General features: G+C 38.6%; 11 protein-coding genes and 1 pseudogene. 2 read left to right on the top strand and 10 right to left on the bottom strand.

All coding sequences use genetic code 11. The features are described 5' to 3' along the window. The first annotated feature begins 1 nt into the window (after position 1). Together dptG and dptH are read left to right on the top strand one after the other, a co-directional pair. Positions 2-1,354 (top strand): DNA phosphorothioation-dependent restriction protein DptG, encoded by a 1,353-nt coding sequence (gene dptG, locus KO537_RS01255; protein ID WP_219233676.1) that lies wholly within the window; start codon positions 2-4, stop codon positions 1,352-1,354. Then, positions 1,335-8,588 (top strand): DNA phosphorothioation-dependent restriction protein DptH, encoded by a 7,254-nt coding sequence (gene dptH, locus KO537_RS01250; protein ID WP_219233675.1) that lies wholly within the window; start codon positions 1,335-1,337, stop codon positions 8,586-8,588. The genes dptG and dptH overlap by 20 nt, the downstream gene beginning before the upstream one ends. A gap of 69 nt (positions 8,589-8,657) precedes the next feature. On the opposite strand, the pseudogene KO537_RS01245 reads toward dptH, so the two are convergent. From KO537_RS01245 to KO537_RS01200, 10 genes and pseudogenes are all read right to left on the bottom strand, one after another. Further along, positions 8,658-8,812 (bottom strand): annotated as a pseudogene (locus KO537_RS01245) (IS3 family transposase); the annotation flags it as partial. Between the two features lie 443 nt (positions 8,813-9,255). Further along, positions 9,256-10,632 (bottom strand): class I SAM-dependent methyltransferase, encoded by a 1,377-nt coding sequence (locus KO537_RS01240; protein WP_219233674.1) that lies wholly within the window; start codon positions 10,630-10,632, stop codon positions 9,256-9,258. Between the two features lie 354 nt (positions 10,633-10,986). After that, a complete protein-coding gene (dndE, locus tag KO537_RS01235; protein ID WP_219233673.1) occupies positions 10,987-11,358 on the bottom strand; it encodes a DNA sulfur modification protein DndE in 372 nt (123 codons plus the stop codon). Next, positions 11,358-13,373: a DNA sulfur modification protein DndD gene (dndD, locus tag KO537_RS01230; RefSeq protein ID WP_219233672.1), complete on the bottom strand. Its 2,016-nt coding sequence runs from the start codon at positions 13,371-13,373 to the stop codon at positions 11,358-11,360. Before dndD ends, dndE begins: the two co-directional genes overlap by 1 nt. A gap of 7 nt (positions 13,374-13,380) precedes the next feature. Continuing rightward, positions 13,381-15,012, bottom strand: a complete 1,632-nt coding sequence (locus KO537_RS01225; RefSeq protein WP_219233671.1) for a DNA phosphorothioation system sulfurtransferase DndC — start codon at positions 15,010-15,012, stop codon at positions 13,381-13,383. Continuing rightward, a complete protein-coding gene (gene dndB, locus KO537_RS01220; RefSeq protein ID WP_219233670.1) occupies positions 15,009-16,091 on the bottom strand; it encodes a DNA sulfur modification protein DndB in 1,083 nt (360 codons plus the stop codon). Before dndB ends, KO537_RS01225 begins: the two co-directional genes overlap by 4 nt. A 93-nt stretch (positions 16,092-16,184) precedes the next feature. Next, entirely contained in the window at positions 16,185-18,227 is a 2,043-nt protein-coding gene (locus tag KO537_RS01215; RefSeq protein WP_219233669.1) for a DNA phosphorothioation-associated putative methyltransferase, read from the bottom strand. Positions 18,228-18,234: 7 nt separating this feature from the next. Continuing rightward, positions 18,235-18,825, bottom strand: coding sequence for a hypothetical protein (locus KO537_RS01210; RefSeq protein ID WP_219233668.1), 591 nt, complete (start codon positions 18,823-18,825; stop codon positions 18,235-18,237). A gap of 547 nt (positions 18,826-19,372) precedes the next feature. After that, positions 19,373-20,263, bottom strand: coding sequence for a DMT family transporter (locus KO537_RS01205; RefSeq protein WP_254451399.1), 891 nt, complete (start codon positions 20,261-20,263; stop codon positions 19,373-19,375). A 672-nt stretch (positions 20,264-20,935) separates the two neighbouring features. Next, a complete protein-coding gene (locus tag KO537_RS01200; protein ID WP_219233667.1) occupies positions 20,936-21,436 on the bottom strand; it encodes a peptidylprolyl isomerase in 501 nt (166 codons plus the stop codon). Positions 21,437-21,454 lie beyond the last annotated feature (18 nt).

The raw sequence follows: 21,454 nt of genomic DNA, 5'->3' as shown, positions 1-21,454 counted from the left end.
TTTGGATAATTTCACTATTATAGATTCATCAATATCGTTTGTAAAAAAAAGCATAGAAGACAACAACGACTCCGCCTATAGCAACAAAGCAGAACAATATTTACCAATTGGTCCTCAAACCTTAAAAGATCACAAATTGGATTGGGAGCGTGTATATCAAGTTTTGATGGAAGATCTCTTCCAATTGTCAATGGGTGATCGTGATAAAGAAAAACTAAGGGAAGAGATATTAGACGGTTTTCGTAGTGCAAGGGATACCAGAGAGCTAGTGGATATTATTGACGAGTTATATTTATCCTCAAACGCCATTAGAAAAATCACTCCTTTAGCTTACCTTGTTGCAGCTCAAGACACATTAACATCTAGAACTGAGACAATGATTAACATTGTTCGTGGCTTATTAATTTCTTCACTGCCAAAAGCACCTAATCATAGTGGCAACAATGCATTAGAAACACTTCTAATAGAGAGAGTAAATCAACTTAGCGTTCATATACCATTCAAAGAAGAAAGAACTACTTACTTGCCATTTTTAGCAGAAGCATTCACTAAAGACCTCCATACATTAGCAACTAAGCCAAGTTACTTTTTAAGCGAGCTGGAAAGTTTTATAAAACTTTATAGTTTTCTTTATTTGACACAGTTAACCATTCATATTTGCCTGCCAGGAAATAGATACAACATCCCTACATCTAAACCCTTATTTTTCATTTTAGAAACAGAACGAGCTAGTAGAGAACGGCATGAATGCAATCAGTATGGGTATGATTACTTTTTCAGCAGCACAAGAGGAATTGCATCGAATCTTTTCCCTATTTTAGGTTACTTAAGTCGAATATCTGGCAAACCCAGCTGGGAGATTATCAAAGAAGAAAGTACCGAATATACATCTAAAGTAAACAAATTTAATTTTGAGTTGGCTCATTTATTTGGGGAAGAGTATAAACCTGATGATTCCTTTGAGAAGGCTCTAAATACAGGTGCTGCATTTCAAATACAAATTTTTCAAGAATCATTAAAAAATTCTAAAAAAGGCTCTCGTAAAACTGCAAATAAGAGAGTGATAGAAATATTTGAAAAAAAATTTGCAGCTGGCTTTATCGCTGATCGTAAAGCTGCAGGAAAGTACTTCGTGGTAAATTCAAGCATCCTTCTCTTGCTTACTAACATGATAATTGGCTGCTCAAATCAAAAAAAACTACTTATTGATGATGTAATTGAAGGGTTAAAAGAGCGCGGTATTTGGCTAGATTTAAAATCCAAGAAAGCACTCCTGAAATTTTATGAAAATGTCGGGAATATAGAAAAACTAAGTGACAGCGGGGATGCAGTATATGTCAAAGCTACTATTTGAAGAATTCTTGGCCAGATTATTTTGTCAATATATAGAAGCATCAAACTCTATTGATACCAAATACCATTTTGTTAGTTCTAATCCTGCTCAATCTCTTCAGTTGTACAACGGTTTTAAAGTCCTTAATTTCAAACCGATAACTATTGGGGATTTAAGCTTAAAATATATTGAAACCGATAATGGAAAGAAAATTATTGTCATGCTTCATCACTTGGGCGATCAAGACAAAAATAGCAGCCATGAGGATTATATTGCCGGAGTAAGGGACGCTATCAATGACATTGATAATGCAGTTCTCTTTGTAATAAATAATAGTTCTTTAGAGACTCTGACATCTACATTCACTGATGTAAGCTTAAATGAAAGTGTGTTCACTCCACAATATGTTAATCAAGCTCTGGTGAAATTAGGCTCAGGTCACAAAGACGAATTAATTTTTAAATACCTAGTTGCCAATGTTGAGCAGAAAATTAGAGATGAGAATCTAAGTATATTTGGATATCAACCTCTTTATTATTCGATTGATAAAGACAAGATCGACTTGAGAGAACATGGATTATTTCTTGAACCAAGATTATCAGATATTCACAATGAAAAAGAGTTGAAGAAAGAGTTAGATAAAAATCATAGTCTATCAAGAGTAATACGCTCAAGAGTTAATGACTTTAATGATGACCCAGCTGAACTTCAACGGCAGTTAGAAGATGTGGGCTTAAGCGAGCGTTATATTGCAGAGAACTTTCTACGTCAAAATAGAGATAAGTATAAAAATGAAACCTTTTCAAATATTGAAGCTGAAATAGAAAAAAATAAAGACAGGAAGCTAGATGTTACAGAAATTGAGCTTAACGGGAGTAAGCTAGAAGAATGGAAGAGACTTTCTGGAAGCTTGTCTGCTAGAAAAAATATATCCTTAATTGGTGAAGTCGAGTTGAGGGATATTGATTTAAAAATAAAAATGTTAAGAGGTGAACCCTTACTCAAAGCTGAAGAAGTAATAATTCATGGCGATTTAAAACAGAATCAAATAAAAATAAATACTTCTAACCACGAACTCCACTCAACACTGAATGTGCGAATCCCATTTGATGGGCAACCTATATTTATTCAAATAAAGCTTTATCGACCATCTCAAAGAGAGTGTTTTCAATTCAATTGTTGCTTTGTCGAAAAAGAACGATTTTATATAAAAAATTATTTTGAAAAGTTAGAAGTCGAAATAAAGAGAAATAAAGGGAAGCTTATTCTTGAAAATGTTCAGGGTAAGATGCTTATCAATCCAAATGGCAGCATCGATCATGCCTTTTCTTGTGCTGATACTGAAATCAATTGCGATGACCTTCAGTGCATCGATTTTCGCGATACTGATGAAAATGAAGTTATTGGTGATTTTGAGTTACTTTCAGGTGAATATCATCTGCCCATGGTGATTACAGGTTCAAAAGTTGTCGAAAATGTTAAACTTCCAAGTTTATTTGATAGCCAAAGAGGCTTAGATATATTTAGTCAGGATAGAATTCCTAAATATAAGCCAATAACATCTAGAGTGATAATATCTGGAAGAGAAAAAGAGTTATCAGTAAAAGCAAAAGAGTTATGCTCCTTCGAATATAAAATGCTCGACGGGGGAGTTTTATACTTCGATGAGAATGCTTCGAATACCTTATATGTTGCTGATATTAAAGATGATTTCCCTCGTATCGCTAAGGCATATAAAGCTCTATTTTCTTGGTTGTCTGAGCATGAGACTCTCATTTCTATTACTAATTGGCCAGCGTCTTTACTTAGTCTTGTTGAAGATATATTGGCTAGCATTCAAGACGCATTAATAGATATTCCTCAAGGAGCATTAGCTCATAAGTCTCGAAAATTACTTGAAATAGGTATTATACGCAAAGTGAATGAAGAGTTTTTTACTCCTTTTCATCCGCTATGCCTCTCGTATGCTTTTGAGTTTGCAAAACTAAGAATTACGGATGAAGGCAACTCGTTTAGCCAGATACCAGCGACAACCATAGATAAATTTAATGCAGGAGGTTTATTGCCTGTGTTATTTGATGAACACTCAAGTTTTGTGAGAACTCAAGCATTAAGTCATAACAAATTGTGGCTTGAAATAGCACCTCAATTAGAATCTGGTGATAGCTATGTTTCGTCCTTAGTATATGAGAAAGTTCAGGATTTTTTAACATGTTTTGAAATGTTATTTCAGCAAAGTGAAGATGCTCCTCTAATCATCAATTCAATAAATAACCAGAAAAATACACAAGTATTTAAAGGAATATTAAATTACTATAAAAAAGCAAAAGGAAAGCTAAAGAAAATTCGAGTGAATGTGTATGACGACAAGTACTTCACTACAGCATTTGAAGAGTTTTCTGAGTTTAGGAAAATAGAAGAATTACGAGAGTTGGTTCGTTTGAGCGACTCAGATAAAGAAGCCGTATTGGATGACTTAATATTCAAAGTCAGGAAAAACCTAACAGTACATAAAGTGAGAGAATTCGATAATTACGATTATGCTCATATAAGTTTTTTTAAGAATATCGAAGAAGTTACATTGCGCTCAAATAATGTAAGTGCAGGGAAATCTGGGATTGTTTGTAACGGCATTTTATCTGGTGAAGCTTCATATTTAGAAAATGAGGTTTTTTATACTGGTTTTGGATTGAAAAATGTAAAAGTAGACAATTTTACAATACGACTAGCTTCCTTATACAACCAGTTGTTGCTAGCTTATCGAGATAAGGCGGGTAAATATATCCATGGCAATGTTCCTGTGCTTGCTGTCCAGGATACTTTTAGACATCATTTATCTAAGTCATATGACACTAGCATATGGACTTGTATTATCGACCCTAAAGTTACGTTGGAATTCTTTGATACAAAAGAAACTATATTAATTCATTATGCAGATCAATACACTAACTCAGTTGCCTATGATGCGATAACGGTATCTTCACGAGTTGGATTATACAAAGACTTATTGCAAAGCCAGTCGGATGAATTGATCAATTCCTTCAATGCACTTAATGGGCAATGGTTATTGAATATAGTCAAAGAGTCTGGCAAGAAAAAAACTGATAACACAGAAAAACAAATTAAAGAAAAACAAGGAATTGTTGCTGCTTATAAGTTTTTATCTAGCTTGCTCTTATCAAGTGATCTTACCTGGGTTCCTTTATCCGTTGGAGAAATGCTGAGGGTTACTGGAAACCTCGGTCTTGAAATAAGAGATCATGATTTTTCGGCAAGATTGCATAATAAGTCTAAAGGAGCTCTTTCTGACGACATACTATTTGTAGGTATTAGGGATGAGGAACTTGTATTACTTCCTCTTGAGGTTAAATCAAGAAAAACAGGTACTGACTTTGCTAAAGCTATACAACAAGCGAAAGCGTTATCTGAACACATGAAAAGGTTGTTAGGGCCAAAAACTTTCAAAGGGAAGGTATATCGCTCGCTTTTTATTCAGCAAATACTTACTCAAGTCGATAAGTTTGAGTTGTATAATGTTTTTCCAGAAAGTTATTTTTCAAACTTACATGAGCTCTCTGACTCTTTGTTGATGGGGAATTACAATATTTGTGACATCTCTAATTATCCACAAGGAATTGCCTTAGCTTTTAATGAAGGTATGGAGCGTCAGCGAATAGAAAGTGAGTTGGATGAAGAACTAAACGTACTTAAGGTTAGACTCCCACAAGCTTTTGTGAAAATGCTTCATGAAGAGTCTATACAAGCTCTTTTCTCAAAATTTAAAGATAGATCAGCTTATCCAGAAATAAGCAAGCTTAGTTTACTTAATAGTGAATTGAAGAGTTTCGTAGTCGAGGAAAAAAAGAGTGAATATGAAGATGAGTGCTCTACGACTTCCTCAACGATAGAAAGTTGTGAGTCAATTGAACCAAATTTTGAGCAAAATAAAAGGGGGCCAGAAGCTGAATTTGAATACCCTGTACATTTAACAGATATAGTTGGAAAGTTACTAAATCTCTACCAACGTGATATTTCCGTTTCAGACGTACTTTTCTTATCTGAAAATGATCTTGAACAAATCGAGAATTTTGAGTCTTCTGATTTATTATCTTTTTACCGTCTCAAAGATCTCCTATCAAATCATAATGTCGAAAATACTATCCCACATGCACCAACAAATGATGACTCATCAAAGTTAAATTCGGTAAACGTTACTAGTGAATATAGGGCTTTAGTTAATACCTTACTTAGGGAATTTGGGGAGAATTTAAGTATTAACCAAACATTGGAAATAGATATACCAACCCTAGAAAATATAAATGGATTTGGAAGAGGAAAGGTAAGAAAGTTTCTTGACTTTATCGAGAAATTAAAGAAAAACTATTTCTCTGTAAATTCAACGGACGAAATAGTAGCAATCGAAGATTTTGATTTGCCATTAGATGAATTAGAAAATTACTTAATTAGTGATCTTCAAAATTATTTTTTACAAGATAAAACGAGAGAAAATGACATTTTATCTCGAAGATTAGGAGTTAACTGTAGTAGTGAAACTTTGGAAGAGATTGGGCAAAGCTATGACATTACTAGAGAAAGAATTAGACAAATCGAGTATAAAGCTAAGAAAAATTTTATAGCGAAGTTAAGCATATCCCCGAGAGTTATCTGGGCCATCACAAAAAGTAGTTTGAGCGAATTAAGATCGCCACTATTCCCATCTCTAAGATCATACTTTGGTTCAAACAGAAGTTTCTATTCATTCTTAGAAGTTTGTTGTGGTCTCAATGAAAACGAAATTAAAAAGGTAACAACGCCCAATCTAAATAAGACAGAATTGGAAGAGTTTTGGGCTTGGAACAAATCACCTGCAAGTATTGAAGACTTATCTTGGCATTTACATGAAAACATGAATGTTGAACTTGCAGTTGCAGAGAACCAGATATCCACTTGGATTCAAGACGGAGTCTTGCAACTAATCGAAAATGATCAAATAAAACCACTAGCGTTAGCAAAAGTACCAGGCATTACTAACGCCATTTTAGATTTCCCTAATGGAGATGTATGGGCAAATATTCAAACCCATGCTAATGCAAAGTCGATAGCGAGCTCTCAATATTCTGAAAAGCGACTTGAACCCAATCTCATGCGAGCCGTAGATAAGGAATATGTATACCAAAGTGGCAGAGGCACATATCGACATATTAAGTACTTAAATATCAACGAAGATGATAAAATGCGGATTTTAAGTGTAGTGCTATCAAAGTTAAATGAATGCAAACATGCCGGAAGAGAATCAGTCAACTTATCAGTTGATATTTATCAACGAGCTAACTTGTCCGATGATTATTTTTTAGTAAGGCATATCGTAAGGGCTTACGGTGAGCCAGAAGGAATATTTTTTAATGGTAAATCAGGTGCTGATACTGTTAGCCTGGCTTCTAATTTTAGTTTAGCGTCTCAGAAAACAGTATTGATTGAACTTTTCGAGCATTCCCTTTCGCCTTTATCTAAAATAGAAATAGCTTCTAAAATTAGGAGCCAATCTTTAGGACATGCCGCATTCTACTTAGACAAATTATTAACCGACGGTGTAATCGTAAGGGTTGATGAAACTCATTATTCACACATCAATAACGCATTCACGGAAATAGATATAGAGGAAACATTACAACTTGCTTTTAGTTTTGTAGATAGTGAATCGAGGATTATAGAGGGTGAAAAAATTCAGTCTTATTTGAATAGACATTTAGACAAGGAAAATAATAAATATTTCTATCTATCACTATTGAAAACACATGCTTTAAACTATAAAAAAAGTTATTTCTTTGCGCACAACTTGGTATCTCAGCGGGAAATCGGATATTCAGGGCTTGCTGAAATTTGCAGGGAATTATTAGGTATAGCATCGACAAGAGCTGAAGCTATTGAGCTCGCAAAAAATAAACTATGTATTCATGAACATATATTAAAGAGATGTTTTGACCAAGTATCAATAACGAATCGGACCGATGGTTTTAGTGCCTTTTCATTAAGTGACATTAAGAAATCAGACTTACACAACAAAAATGATAGTGAGCCACTTGGCAATATTGAAATGGTTGAACAAGAATTAACTTCTTATTCTGCAAATAATATTAATATTGAAGATTGTAGAATCCTAATTGGGCGAGCAATTGACAACCTAAAGCCTGTTTATTGGGAATATGGTAATAAGGATTTAGCAAACAGACATTTAATCGTTTTCGGCCGCTCTGGCCAAGGAAAAACCTATTGTATTCAAGGGTTATTGATGGAAATGGCTAAAGCTAATTGCAATTCTTTAGTCATAGATTATACCAATGGCTTCCTGCCCAATCATTTGGAAAGTGAGTTCAATGGATTCGTTAACCCCAAATCCCATTTTCTTGCACAAAAACCTTTAGGAATATCGCCGTTCAGAAAGCAGAAACAAGATTTTGGTGGTGTAATACTAGAAGAACAAGACCATATCGTTGCGGCACGTATTGCTTCCGTCTTTAATCAAGTCTATTCATCTATCGGGGAGCAGCAGCTAGCCACATTGATTAATGTGTTAGAAGATGGTGTCCATCGCCATGGAAAACAATATGATTTTGACTGTATGCTAGATGATTTGAGAGAAGCAGGACGAACGGGGGAAGCGTTAGCCAACAAACTATCACCTATGGTGAAGTCGAAATTATTCAACAATGATACTTCTCAGAATTGGCAAACCATCTTTAATGATGGTACATCACGCACCAATATTGTTCAGCTTGCATCGCTATCAAGAGACATCATGCAGCTAGCTACAGAGTTCACCTTATGGGATTTATATTCTTATGCTTGTAGTTACGGCAATAAGTCTAAGCCAATCCCGATTGTTCTAGACGAGGTACAGAACTTAGATCATCGCTTAGAAAGTCCGTTGGGGAAAATGCTTACAGAAGGTCGTAAATATGGTATTTCCCTGATACTGGCCACTCAAACTCTAAGTATGTTATCCAAAGATGAGCAAGACAGACTTTTTCAAGCGTCACATAAACTCTTCTTTGCACCAGCTGAGACTGAAATACAGACTTATGCAAAATTACTAGAACAAGCTGTACCAGGCACTAGTCGGAAAGTATGGTTGGACGAGCTCGCCAAGTTAAAAAAAGGCGAATGTATATCTGTGGGCTTGCATATGAACGAAGGAGGTTTTGTTGAGCAAGGGGCTAAGGTAGTAAAAGTTGCTTCACTAGATAGTCGTGAATAAGTTTAATTGTCCTAGAGTACATCTTATATCTTTATAAGTAGAGGTTTAAATGTACTCTAGACCATTGCACACGGGATGACCTTCTTTTCTGGCTTTATCTCGCCAACGATACAAGTTTAGCACCGCAATGCTTTCTTCCCGAGCAACCTTTGCGACCGTTAAATTGTGAGGCGGTAATAATTTTTAAGGTTCGAGTCCTTACGTTATGGTGAATACCGAGCCATATCGTACTCTCTTGCCGCACCCTGTGTCTTTAAAATAGGGGTGACAAAAATCCTGACACAAAGGCCCACTACATACCAGCTTAACAATAATCATCAGTTATTTCGGCCTATAGGGAAAAGGGTATTTGCAAAAGCAACTTTAGTTTTGTTAGGACGTGGATTAGGTATCGGTGACGCTGTCAGTATTCATTTAACTGCCAACTTAGATTTATTGTGGAAAGATTGGCATTACATTTTATGGGATCTAATAGCTGATACTATGATCGTAAACAAAGTTGCGCTCGCAGAATCACAACTTTTAACCTTGGCGGGCCATTATCCTTAAACGAAAGCTAAAAAAGAACAACTTGACGCTTTGCTTAGTTCTAGAGGATTTTGTTTTTATCATAATTATTTTATTTAACAATGAATTATAAAATATCACTATGAAAATAAGCCCCATGCTAAAGAATTCCTAATAAGGAGGGCTTTTTGTATAAGTAATTTACAAAAGTTTCATTGTTACTCAATATACTACCTGATTCCCATACTTCAATTTTGACTAACTTATATCTGGTAACTAGTAGCTCATGTATATAATCACTGCTATACGTGTAAAAGTCTCGCTCTGCAGCCTTTGTGTTATCAATCTGCTTTTTCAGTGAAAAGTAAAAATGCCCACCAGATGTTAATGCACTTAATAGTCTAGATATTGCGGCCTCAAACTCGGATGGTTTCAAGTGCAGTAGTGAAGCGCATGCCCAGATCAAATCAAAGGTAGATGGGTAGTCAATATCAGTAAAGTTCTTTTGTTCACAAAATGAGAAGGGGTATTGGTTGCACAGTTCAACCATTTTTGATGAAGCGTCGAATGACGAAACTTTAAAACCTTTTCGGATAAAGTATTGAGTATCTCTACCTACACCACAACCGGCATCTAGCACACTGCCACCGTTTGGGACGTAAGCTCGTACTTTTTTATAGATCTCTTCCATATCTAGCGCGATAGTCGAGTCGAAATAACTAGTTGCGTTAGTATCATAAAAAGCGATAGTTCTATTTTTTAAAACCTTTGGTTTTTTGTCATCTGTTTTTTTTATTAACCTCAAAAGCTTTGATATTTCACTATTAATCGCACCATTTATTTCTAATGGGAATACAATACTTTCCAGAGCTTCGCTTTGGCCATGAAGTTTTCCTTCAGCAGCAGTTTTTATTACTCGATAATGTGCTGCAAGTTTTCCAAGTAGAGTATGCAAAGCTGGGTTATCTACATAACCACTTTGAGATTCAATAAGGTTAATCACCTTATCTGAAATGCTTAGTATATGTTTAAATAGTTCTTGATCACTTTTTTTGAATCTATCCAAGCCTTGCTGTGTATTATCCGGTTTATCAGTAAGAAATCTTAATGTTCTAAAGTAACTACCTTCTGCTTTAAGTTCTTTCTTTTCTTCTAACGCAAAGTAGGAGTAAATAACTCTCGACTCTTCCAGTAATGAATTTAAAGGCCCATAGAACTTTTCAATCTTTTCCTTTGCCTTTGCCACTCTGTCTAAATGCTTGTCACGTTCTAATAATTGAATCTGGTGCTTGGAGTCCTTTGAATATTTTCTAATTGTTGAGAGAGCAACAGCTAGTGAAAAGATAACGGTTAAGAAAGAACCAACAGCTGTTATATCAGTACCCCAAATTGTTGATGATGGTTTTGAGCTCTGCGGCTCGCTTTTTATGATAATCAGCTCTTTCGAGGCAGAATCTTGATGCTCCGAAGTATGTTTATCTGCAATAATAACATTGTTATGAAAGTGGCTATCTGTTTTTACAACTTGTTCAGGCATTTCTAGACCTTAATTTTTGGAGAATTAGAACTGAAGTTATTTTCAGATATTATCGCTACGGCAACGTGAGCTGCCCAAGTAACCAACAGATCATGATCGTGAAAACCTAGATAACGCTGCTTTAACAGCTACTCTGTCGTAAGTTGGGCCATACCAGCATGGTGACTTTTTCCAGCTTTAACGTACCGTTTAACTGCACTTGTTGGCTTTTATCGTAAACAAAGCCAGCTTCAATTGATTTAACAAATCTAACCTGACAGACGCCACTAAAAAAGGATAATTGTCAGATCTAGTTTGAGATACTACGTATTAGTTAGTGGACTAGCATTTTAGCGCATAGATTATACAATGTCGCTAACCTGCAATTGATTGTTTATTCGATAAATTATTCCCAAATTCTAATAGTGTCTTATGATTCCTCAACCCTGCAATTCCATCCTCAACATGTGCCGCCCAAGCTTGCTGCAATTGTTTAGCATCTAGGTTTGGGTAGTACATTTTAAGCAGTAATTCCGTTAGCTCAGCTGTATCGCCTAGCCAAGTGATTTTATCAAGCACTAAACTGCCATTAAGTTTGGCTTCCATGCCTGCATAGCGAAAATCAGACTCAATCGAGCAGAAAAATGCAATTCTGGCCGAGACATTCGGGGTCACTCCTGTATTGGCCTTTAGTTTTTTTAACTGCTCTTCAGTGGTTTGATTCAGGTTCATGCGATTCGGTAGCATTAAATTGCATCCTTTGTTTGCTGGCCCCAGAAGTAACCCTCAACGACTTTTGAGGATTGGCTGACACTGTCAAAACTGATTTCGAATCGATGTGAGATATCGTCTTTAAGACTATCGACATAGGACTCATCAATCTCAGTGTCGGTAGAGAGGATAACTACTTGATGGCTGGCCTCTGGGAAATAGTGCTCGACCAGTTTATCTCTGTGCTTTGAGTCCAAACGTCCTAGCGGGGTATCGATAATCACTGGCAGATTTCTACCTGATGTTTTACCTAGGGCCTCAAGAATAGATATAGCATAAATCTGCTTTTCTCCCGCAGACATGGCTTTACGGTTTAAAACGTTACCATTGTCATCAATCAATTCCACATCAAATGAAGTGGGGTTGATCGATGCACGGTAATGCAGATCTTCTTTGCGGGCTAGGCGCTGATAAGAACTGAGAAACTCTTTTTCTAATTGGCTAACGCGTAGTGCTGTGAGGCGAGTTGCAAACGCTTCGAGCATCATCAGAGTATTTTGGGCATTTTCAACGCCCTCGGTAGCATTGCTTTGCGCCGTGTGTTTTTCTTGTAGTTTCTGGATCTTACGATTTATGTCCTGTGCTTCACGCAGTGCTTGTTTCGCTTCATTGAGCACATTGCGGTAGTCCATCACGATCTTTTGCTTTTGCTTATCGAGCTCACGGACTTGATTGAATAGGCCTTCTACCTGTTCCTGTGCTGGCGCTCTTGCAATATTGGCCGCAGTTTGTGCGAGTTCTTCTTCGAGTTTACTTAGGCGGGTACGAGCTTGCGTAAAGCGGCGGTAAGAGGCTTTGGCTTCACTATTCACTTTAATATCTAGCTCTCTGAATTCACGCTCTGAAACATCAAACAGTAATTTGTCGTTAGGGATCTGTAACTGGTAATCAGAAAAACAGTCATGAATGGCCGCCATTGCGACTGGAGCCGTGGCATTCAAGTCAAAACTCAGACGTGCTTTTAAGGTGTCGAGGAAACCATTAAGTTCCTCTGTAAAGTGCAATTGCTGTTTTTTCTTTTGTTCAAGCTCTAACTTCGACAGTAAAGCGGCAACGGCTTTGGGGGCTAGGGCGATGGGTAGTGACGTTTCCATCTCATGGCGAATGAGTTTTTCAAGCTCAGCTCTTTCTTTTATTAAAAAGTCGGCTTTGCTTTGGGCTGCCTCGCGGGAATGTGCCCATGCGCCGCCTTGGCTTGAAAGCTGAGCTTCTTTTGCTGAAATATCGGTTTGTATCGAGGTGATTTGGACTTTTAGCTGATCAGCTATGTGGCGAAGTTTTTCGCTACGTGCTTTATGCGCGTCACAATTGTGTTCAAGTGACTTTAACTCTGCATGTACGCTTTGGGTGGCACCTTCAACGCCTTTTCGTTTTAGAAAAATACTAAGGTCACTTTTCAGTTTACCGATAACATCTAAGCCAAGTAGACGACGAACAGCGGTTTGCAGAACTTCACCCGATTCATCTTCGGCAAGTTCCGCTATTTTTTCACCATCGAAGAAAAATAAGTCGGCGATACCTGTGGGGACAAGTTCATTCAAAAAACTCTGACATTGGTCATAACTGAGCTCTGACAGAGCTGTGCCATCCTTCTCAAGTGTTAATTTATCTTTTTGCCCTCTTTTCCAGCCACGGATGATCTTGTAGGTGTGCGCACTGCCTTGTTGGTTGTAAATAAACTCCAACTCAATGCTAGCTCGTTCTGCCTGAGTGCCTGGGCCACTGGCTTTGTGAATGAGTTCACTTAGCTGATGGATATAGTCCGTTCCTGAAATGTTTTTACCTAGGGCCTGACGTCCATATAGCGCCAAGCGAATAGCGGTTAAAATTGAGGTTTTACCCGCACCATTGAGGCCACCAAAAAGTACTATTGGGCGATGATGTTGGGCACTGCCTGATGTCCCAATTTTTTTACTTCTGGGGGCAAGGTCAATTTCCTGGGTTCCACGAAATACTCGGAAATTGTTAAGTGTCAAACGTGTAATAATCATAAAAACCTTAAAACTCTTCACTTAACAATCGGTCAAGCTCGGTTAGTTCTTTGTTGTATTCGTCCATTTGCTCTTTATACAAATCCAATTCTATGCGGCTTTGTACGTTGGTATGTTTGACTTTGATATTTTCTAGGCTTCCCCAGTCTTGCTTGAGAATGCTTCCAAGCTTGTCAAACACGCCTACACGACGGCTGAGACCATCGAGGGATACTTCCATTTCGATTAACTTCATCACCATTTCTGATGATACATAATATTCTTGACTTAAATCGTTAACCAGTTTGGCTTCGACTTTTCCAAAAGAAGCGCTGTCATCTATGACCCAATCGAGATCATAGCCATACACATCTCTAAAAAGTTGTGGCAGGGTATCATTCCAATCAGGCTCGTTCGGATCTCTTAACCAATGCTGCCGAATAGCATGTAATTCAGGCACGGTGATAAGTTCAATCTCGCGACCTTCTTTTCTAAATTGCTTGTCTAGTTGCAGTAGCTGATGGAGCCACTCTTGTCTGTATTTGAGCCAATAGGGCCCTGGCACATGCTTACGCTCGACAGTGATATCTTCACCGTCTTTAGCGTATTGATAACTTACTTTTCCACTTCGGCGCTTATAGTTGCGGTAAATATCCTTGTTTTCAGGAATGGAAGTGTGAGCCAGCACATCTCTGAATTTTAGCAATGGCTCCATCCAGGTTTCACCATTGGCAATTAAGCTTTCCATTGCTCTATCGCGGGTGACAACTGTACAAGTCCAGCAACCAAAACGTGAATTTCCACATGAAGGTGTTGTTTCGTCAATCACCATAGGGCATTCACCTTGGCCAGAGGAATCCTTATAAAGGTTCCAGAGGGTTAGGTTTTTGCTGCCCCAAGGATTTTCCCACTCTAACTCATAATCATCGCGCCAAATATTTTTGATGCCGTAGGCCGTTTCCTTCGACTCTAGACTACACATGCGGAGTATTTTCCAGACATCATCCACACCCCAAGTATCTATGGGCGTATAGATGAAGGCATTGGCTAATGTTGTGTGTCGAGCTAGGCGTGAGCCATCAATTTTATGTTTGGCGATAACCTGTGCACGCGAAGCGCTCTCCTGACTACGAGAGCCTAATACCACTATTACTTCATCATATTTGGATACGGTTTCTTTGATGAAATCGCTGACAGGATCAATTTTCATCCGTTCAGTACACCAGCGGAAACTGCGGGTCGGTGCCGGATAACCTTTGCCTAGCAGGTTAACCCAGAAAGTAGCCTCTGTTTTTGGCGTGACCTTGTGCACAGATATAGGCAACTGATCAAGTTTGGCACCTTTACCTATTGCATCTAAAGAGTTGGAAATGTGATTCACTACGACTGGCGTTTCAACCAGAGTGTCTGAAGAGACAACAAAAATAGGTTTAGTCCGTTGCTCTTTGTCCAAGCCCTGTAATGCCATATAAACCAGTGACATTACTGCGGATGAGTCTTTGCCGCCACTGTAGCCTATAACCCATGGTCTTTTATCTGCTAGGTAAACTCTTTGTACATCTGCGATGTAATGGCTCAGTTTATTATTGGCGAAAGTTTCTTGGCTAATAAAGTTCTGGTATTCCTCTGGGAGATCATCAGAGAGTATTGTAATGCTCATTTATTTACCTGTTTTTCCAGTGTTTTTTCTTCAGGTGTAAGAGGAAGTGAAAGGTGCAGCTTGAGGGCATTACACGTTAACTGGATACATGTGTTCGTTTTGCTGAGTTTACCATGAAGCATGGCGCGTTTGATCCACTCTGGATTGGTTTTTTGCCAGTTGATAGTTTTTAATGCAGGTAATTTCGATTGCCATCCTTGAGGATGCGCGCACAATAAGGCATGACCCATTTGACCAATAGCATGTAAACCTACCCCGTGAGCATGTAAATATTGCTGACGAAGTTGAGCTGGTGAAACGTCTTTATGTTGCACCAATTGCCAGTCCTTCATGTGTTCATTGACGTTTGACCAAAATGCTTCGGCTAATTGTTGCTCCTGTTCAGTAAAGCCATCTTTTGGGCCTTTACCGAGCAAGGCTCTGGTTGCTTGCTTGATACTGCTAAGGGTAAATAGCTTATTAGACTTTGGAGAAATATTAGATTTCTCCATTTCAGTTAGCCCTTTAAAAGGTAAACATTCAGAGGCGAGGTATCTGGCTAATGAGGAGCTTTCATCCCTATGGTCGTACAAGGTGCCTAAAGAGGGACTGGGTTTAACTGCATATTTGTTCAAGTCTGCAAACATTTGCTGACTTCGAGTCAAACCTTCATCTACGTAAAATAATACGGCTATGTTGTCTTGCCCAAGATCTGGATTTTCTTCTAGCGCCTGCTCAATGGCTTTGCGTCTGTGCTGACCATCATTAATTAGAATTTGCGCATCCATGGGAATTTTTAACTGTCCTAAATTGGGGGCTGTTAAGGTTTCTTCAAAAGAGATATGTACGCCTACAGACGCCGTTAGTGCCGAAAAAACGTAATCTTTGGGATTCTCCAGCAAGTACTTTACCATTTCCGGAATCCGGGTTTTGTTAAGTGTTCGCTGAGCACGAAGCTCGGGAGGCACGTCGGCTTCGTTGTAGCTAAATATTTTAGGAATGATTCGTAGCGGGCAAGTCGCTATGTAAAATGGACGACCCGCTTGTATTCCCCTTACTGCGGGAAATGAATAAAAATAACCAGAATCTGAGTCAAACATGATGGCAGCACGTGTTGCATGGAATTATTTCGTGATGGTATGTCATTAATGACATACCTCGCAATCTAAAAATGACGTAATTTACTTGGTATGTTATTCCTTACTGTTAGATTTGCTTGTAATTTGAATAATCTGAAACCCTTTAATTATTTTTGACGCATTTTCTAACCCTTGCTTGAAGACTTCTCTGGGCATTAGCACTTCTTCGTTATGCCGTATGCTAAGGAGCTGTGCTAGGCGTTTATCAAAGTTTTGTTGTTTTTGATAGTTAACCCATTCAGCATGGATATAGAGTGAACGATTGAGCAGGGGCGGGCGCTTTGACTCGTTGATATAGTCAAAGAAGTCTATCTCTTGCTCGGCCATTTTTATTTTCACGCGTTCCCTTAAAAAGGGGATTGATTTTTCAAAGTCATCATAACCTGTGAGCGTTAGCTTGCCTGAGGTGATATGGATTTTGATCAGGTCAATGTCGTCTAATTCACCATATAACTGTAGCCCAGCACCAACATAGACTCTTAGGAGTAAAGGTAGTGCAGTGATATGGGTTTTGTGCAGGATTAACGAGTGTCCAATGTTGAGTAATGAGGCGGGTAAGCGCTGATGTGCTTCATTACAGTCTTGCTCAATCGCTGCTGTATCAGCAATTTTAAACAACAGCTCTGAGGCTTGTCTTAGTGCGGTTTGATGTTCGCCAAAAAACACTTTGATATCCCGCTTTATATTTTCGGGTAGCTGGGTATAGGGTTTGCGTTTTTCAAATTGGGCCATCGCAAAAAACAGCTGTAGGTCTTGGGTGCGTTGCTCTACTGCTTGGTCGTATTCTTCTCGTCCTTGTATCTCAAGCAGAATTCTTAGGGCTTTAGCTGGCGTGCCTACAATGGTTTTAAGGTCGGTAAGATGTTTAAATTCATCCGCTTGGGGTAGTCTGCCAAGGTCGAGTACTGCTTGCCAAAATGCTGCAAATAACGCTTGGTGTTTGGCAACTAAAAGACGCGCCTTATCACCTTGCGTAATGATTGGAGGGCTGGAGAGCTGCTTCCATTGTTGGCTACGGCGATAACGGCGAGATAAAAAGTGTTGTTCTTCAACCTTATCTTTAAAAATGTAAAAAATGCCAGGCGCGATTGCGATGGCACTTTCATCTAAACTGCGCTCGATAAAGGATTTTATTTCAGCTTGCTGATAGTACTTTTGAAAAGTGTTACGGCTGGTGATGACGCCATCTTTGTAGGGCGTAAATTGGGCAATAAACTCATCATTGGCAAGCATCACGCTGACAACTAGCAGCTTTTCTGTTAATTCCCAGGCACCGAGTAAAGCCTCTAAGCGTTCGTGTTTATCTTCAATCACATTGAGTACAAACCCGAGGTTGACTATGGCTGCTGACGTTTTTTCACCTTCAGGAAAATGATTTAGGTCCCAACCTAATGCATCTAAACCATGGCATTGTAACTCGCGAAGATCGTCGCCCCGTCCACAGCCGTAATCAAATAGTGAGTAATTGCCATTAAAAAATCCGTGTTTTGCTAATGACTTCATTGGTGACGAAAGTGAATGACGCACCAAGGCGGTTTTATGGCGGTCTATGTTATGTTGATCTGCTTCGGGTAACATTGAGGCCCTAAATAAGCGTCCATCCATTAATACGTAACCATGTTTGGCTATGTGCGCTTCCCAAGAGCTTTTAAACCCAATTAGCCGGGTGTTTTCATATAAACCTGCTGTTTCCCCTTCAACTGTGATCATCTTAAAGGTGTTGTAATGCGGGTTATCCGCTAACACCATAAGTTCTTTACGGTGCAGGATGGGTGGATTGTCAGAATCACTATAGTCAACCACCCTGTGACTGAGTTTACTCAAGTCAACACTGATACTTGAGTGGAGTGCGGGATAGGCGTCAGTATAAAAACTGGGGTAATTAAGCAGTGATAGCGCAAATTGGACCCTTGAAAGTTTGATGATGTTCCAGGCGTTATTATCGATTTTTAGCGCATTCGCCACGGCCAAGGCAAACTGATAGAGCGGGGCGTTTTCAACCGCAAGCGTATCTCGATGTAAGTAAATGGCTTCGGGGAGCTTTTTGCCCACAGATAAGGCTTCGACATCCTGTAAAAATGCAGTTGCTGTTATCATTTTCACCTCATTTTTTGGGGAGTGCTATTAGGGCGTCTAGGGTGAGCTTTTTAGGTATACGTCTGTTATTAATTGTATTTAACCAAACAATTTGCGAGCTGTTTTCTGGGCCAATACTAATGTGGATGGGGTTGTCATCACCATAATAATAAAGTCGATCAAAGGGCAAATGGCTCGCCACCCAAATAGCTACTGCTTGCGATGAGGTGTTGTTTACCCGTAAATCCATTGCTGCCCCGAGGCGAGGGCAGATAGGCTTGCCCTTGATATTGAGCTCATAGGCAGCATGTTGGTCTAACGTTGGGGCGATTCTTGGGGAGGTATTTTTGCTGATTAAACTTCTAAGTTGTTGCCCACAAAATCCAAACGTGAGTTGTACTGGGCCAAAGTGGTTTGTGATAGGGTCGAGTATTTCTTGCGCGAGCTTTTTGTAGGCTTCCCAGCTTTGCGTTTGCATGGGCAGGTTATTATATTTGGTCTTGTGCCAAGTTTCACCACAGTGAAATAAATCACTAAATCGATAGTAACGGCTACAGTATTCGTCAAGTTTTTCATTTAGCGTTTGAAGTGATATCTCACTTTTCAATTGCTGGGTCACGGTGATTAGTCTGTTGTTTTATTCCTTTGCTATCAGAATCAATGTTGCGGATTAATTTTGCAAACATCTTTTCAAACTTAGGTCATTTCTTATGCCATTTATCTTTATTAGAACGGAGATAAAGTTACAATTAATGTCCAAACTTGAAAAATTTAGTTGAATTAATGGAAAAATCAACTAATGTAAATTGTCTTTAAATACAAAGAGTTGTGAAGTCATTCCTGTTCGCTGATTGGGAACCTGCTTGGAGGCGTATCTTATTGTTCTCCATACAGTTTATGATGATGGAATAAAGTAATGCTTAAGGTAATGCCAAATGTAATGCTAATATTTTAAATTTTATATTTATATATTTTTATCAACATATTACGTTGCTAAGTAGACTCCCTCTCTCACCGCCAAATTCAAGCAAAGGGAATCAGTATCTTACTGGTTCCCTTTGTTGCTTTGGGGCAAAAGCTGGGCAAAATTGCCGTTTTATTCTCCTTCTGTGTCCTTGGTGAAACCAAGCATTTCTGACACTCGATTAGCTATTTTTTGCGAGTCCTTAGGTTTTTTCAGCATTAGGTATGTTATTCGTTGTCATTCTTTTACGCGCTTGAACTAAGGTATAGCCGCCACTTAATACTATGAGTAGGCTTCCAAGAATAGTCAGCAAATCTGGGGATTCTCCAAATATAAATATTCCTAAAGCTAAGGCAAAGAGTAAACGTGTATAACGAAAGGGGCTTACTACCGATACATCTCCAGTGCGCATAGCGATTGTCAGCGCATTATAAGCCATTACACCAAAGACGATTGCTCCAATTATCTGTATTGCTGCGGTAGCACTAAACTGTATTGCTTCATTTTGGTAAATCAGTATCGCTAAGCCTGTAGGAATCAACACAAAAAAACCATACACTCCAAGCTGCATATTAGATAACACGGGAGAAGCTGCGCGTGTTGCTAAATCGCGTCCTGCAAAACCTAAGGTAGCGATAACGGCGAATAAAGATGTGGCCTCAAAACCATCAAGTCCTGGACGAATGATCATCAGCACGCCCATAAAACCAATCAATACTGCAAGCCATCTCTTATGACCCACTTGTTCACCGAACAACAATGCCGCGCCAAGCATGGCGATTAAAGGTGTGGCTTGCAAAATAGCGGATGCACTTGAGAGTGGTGTTAATGTGATGGCTAAAGCAAAACAGAATCTGCCGACGATTTCACATAGTGCACGTACTAATATGGGGGTAGACAAGACTGCAGGATGAAGGACCGTTTCACCCTTTCGCCAGGTTAACAGTATAAAAATCAACATTCCACCTAGGCCAAATAACGCTAAAATGAGGCCGATAGAGGTGGTTTCTGCTGCGGATTTGATCAGCATGTCTTCAATAGAAAATGCTGCCATCGCAGCAACCATAAACAGACTACCTTTTCTATTATTCAAAATAAATTCCCTAAATGCTTAGACGTTATCTCTAGTCAAAAAGTTTTGTCATGAGAGTTCTGGTTTCATCAACAAAGGCACAGAAGTTACGATATAGCTTATTAGAATCCAATAGAAACATCATTTTCTGATCACTATAGCAAGCTTTCTCTGCTTATCTGAATAGGATTCGCTGCTTAAGGTAATAATGATTCTGGCTTAAAAATAAATAGGGATAATAAGCATTAGCAAGAAATGATAATAGATACAGATATGGTTTCTTTATCTATATCAGATGGCAAGTTAAGCCTCTTTTTACCATAAGGATTATGGTTGGTGTATTGTTTTAATATTATCAACTTGTGCAGCTAGTCTAAGATATTGATGTCAGGTATGTGCTGCTGTTTTTCAGCTTTTATGATGAATAACATTGTTTGAAAGAGGTTTATATTGTGAGGTTAATTTTATATGTAGTAGTCTTAAGTCAATAATGGGAACGCTTAAATAATCCATCAGTTGATTTTACACTAAGTGATTTTGTATTGGGGATTTAGTGTTTTTAGGTTTATATAAAATGAAATTGCGTTGAATCGTACAGAAAAGTTAACTAAATAACTTTGGGAAAATGATTAATCGCTCAATTAAAACTGCGCGATTAATCATATTAACGAAAAAGTATTATTGTTTTAAAAATTAACTTTGGATATTAATCGTTACTTTCTCGATGACGATAGGTTCACGGGGCACGTCTTCGTGGCCAGCGACCGTGGAGGTTTTGACTTTCTCAATCTGCTGGATAATGTTCATTCCCGCCGTAACCTTACCAAATACCGCGTAGCCCCAACCGTTATTGGTGGTGGCAGTATGGTCTAAAAAGTCATTATTGGCTGTGTTGATGAAGAATTGCGCGGTGGCCGAGTGAGGCGCATCGGTGCGAGCCATAGCGATTGTGCCTATGGTGTTACTTAGGCCTTTGTTGGCTTCGTTAACGATAGGCTCGTGGGTCGGTTTTTCCTTCATTTTTGCGGTAAACCCGCCGCCTTGGATCATAAAGCCTTTGATTACTCGGTGAAAAATCGTGTGTTCAAAGAAGCCTTCTTCACAATAGCGAACAAAGTTTTTTGAACTGACAGGCGCATGTTCAAAATCGAGTTCTATAGTGATGTCGCCTAGATTGGTGCTAAATGTAATCATGCTAATATCTTCTATCTT

The organism is Shewanella sp. NKUCC01_JLK (genome assembly GCF_019345615.1).
Classification (GTDB): domain Bacteria; phylum Pseudomonadota; class Gammaproteobacteria; order Enterobacterales; family Shewanellaceae; genus Shewanella; species Shewanella oncorhynchi.
Note: the sequence above shows the minus strand (reverse complement) of the source record. Positions and strands in the feature narration are given on the sequence as shown.

Bases quoted from the DNA above. Each gene is read 5' to 3' on its own strand.
- dptH (WP_219233675.1), top strand. From the start codon at position 1,335: ATGTCAAAGCTACTATTTGAAGAATTCTTGGCCAGATTATTTTGTCAA.
- KO537_RS01240 (WP_219233674.1), bottom strand. From the start codon at position 10,632: ATGCCTGAACAAGTTGTAAAAACAGATAGCCACTTTCATAACAATGTT.
- dndE (WP_219233673.1), bottom strand. From the start codon at position 11,358: ATGCTACCGAATCGCATGAACCTGAATCAAACCACTGAAGAGCAGTTA.
- dndD (WP_219233672.1), bottom strand. From the start codon at position 13,373: ATGATTATTACACGTTTGACACTTAACAATTTCCGAGTATTTCGTGGA.
- KO537_RS01225 (WP_219233671.1), bottom strand. From the start codon at position 15,012: ATGAGCATTACAATACTCTCTGATGATCTCCCAGAGGAATACCAGAAC.
- dndB (WP_219233670.1), bottom strand. From the start codon at position 16,091: ATGTTTGACTCAGATTCTGGTTATTTTTATTCATTTCCCGCAGTAAGG.
- KO537_RS01215 (WP_219233669.1), bottom strand. From the start codon at position 18,227: ATGATAACAGCAACTGCATTTTTACAGGATGTCGAAGCCTTATCTGTG.
- KO537_RS01200 (WP_219233667.1), bottom strand. From the start codon at position 21,436: ATGATTACATTTAGCACCAATCTAGGCGACATCACTATAGAACTCGAT.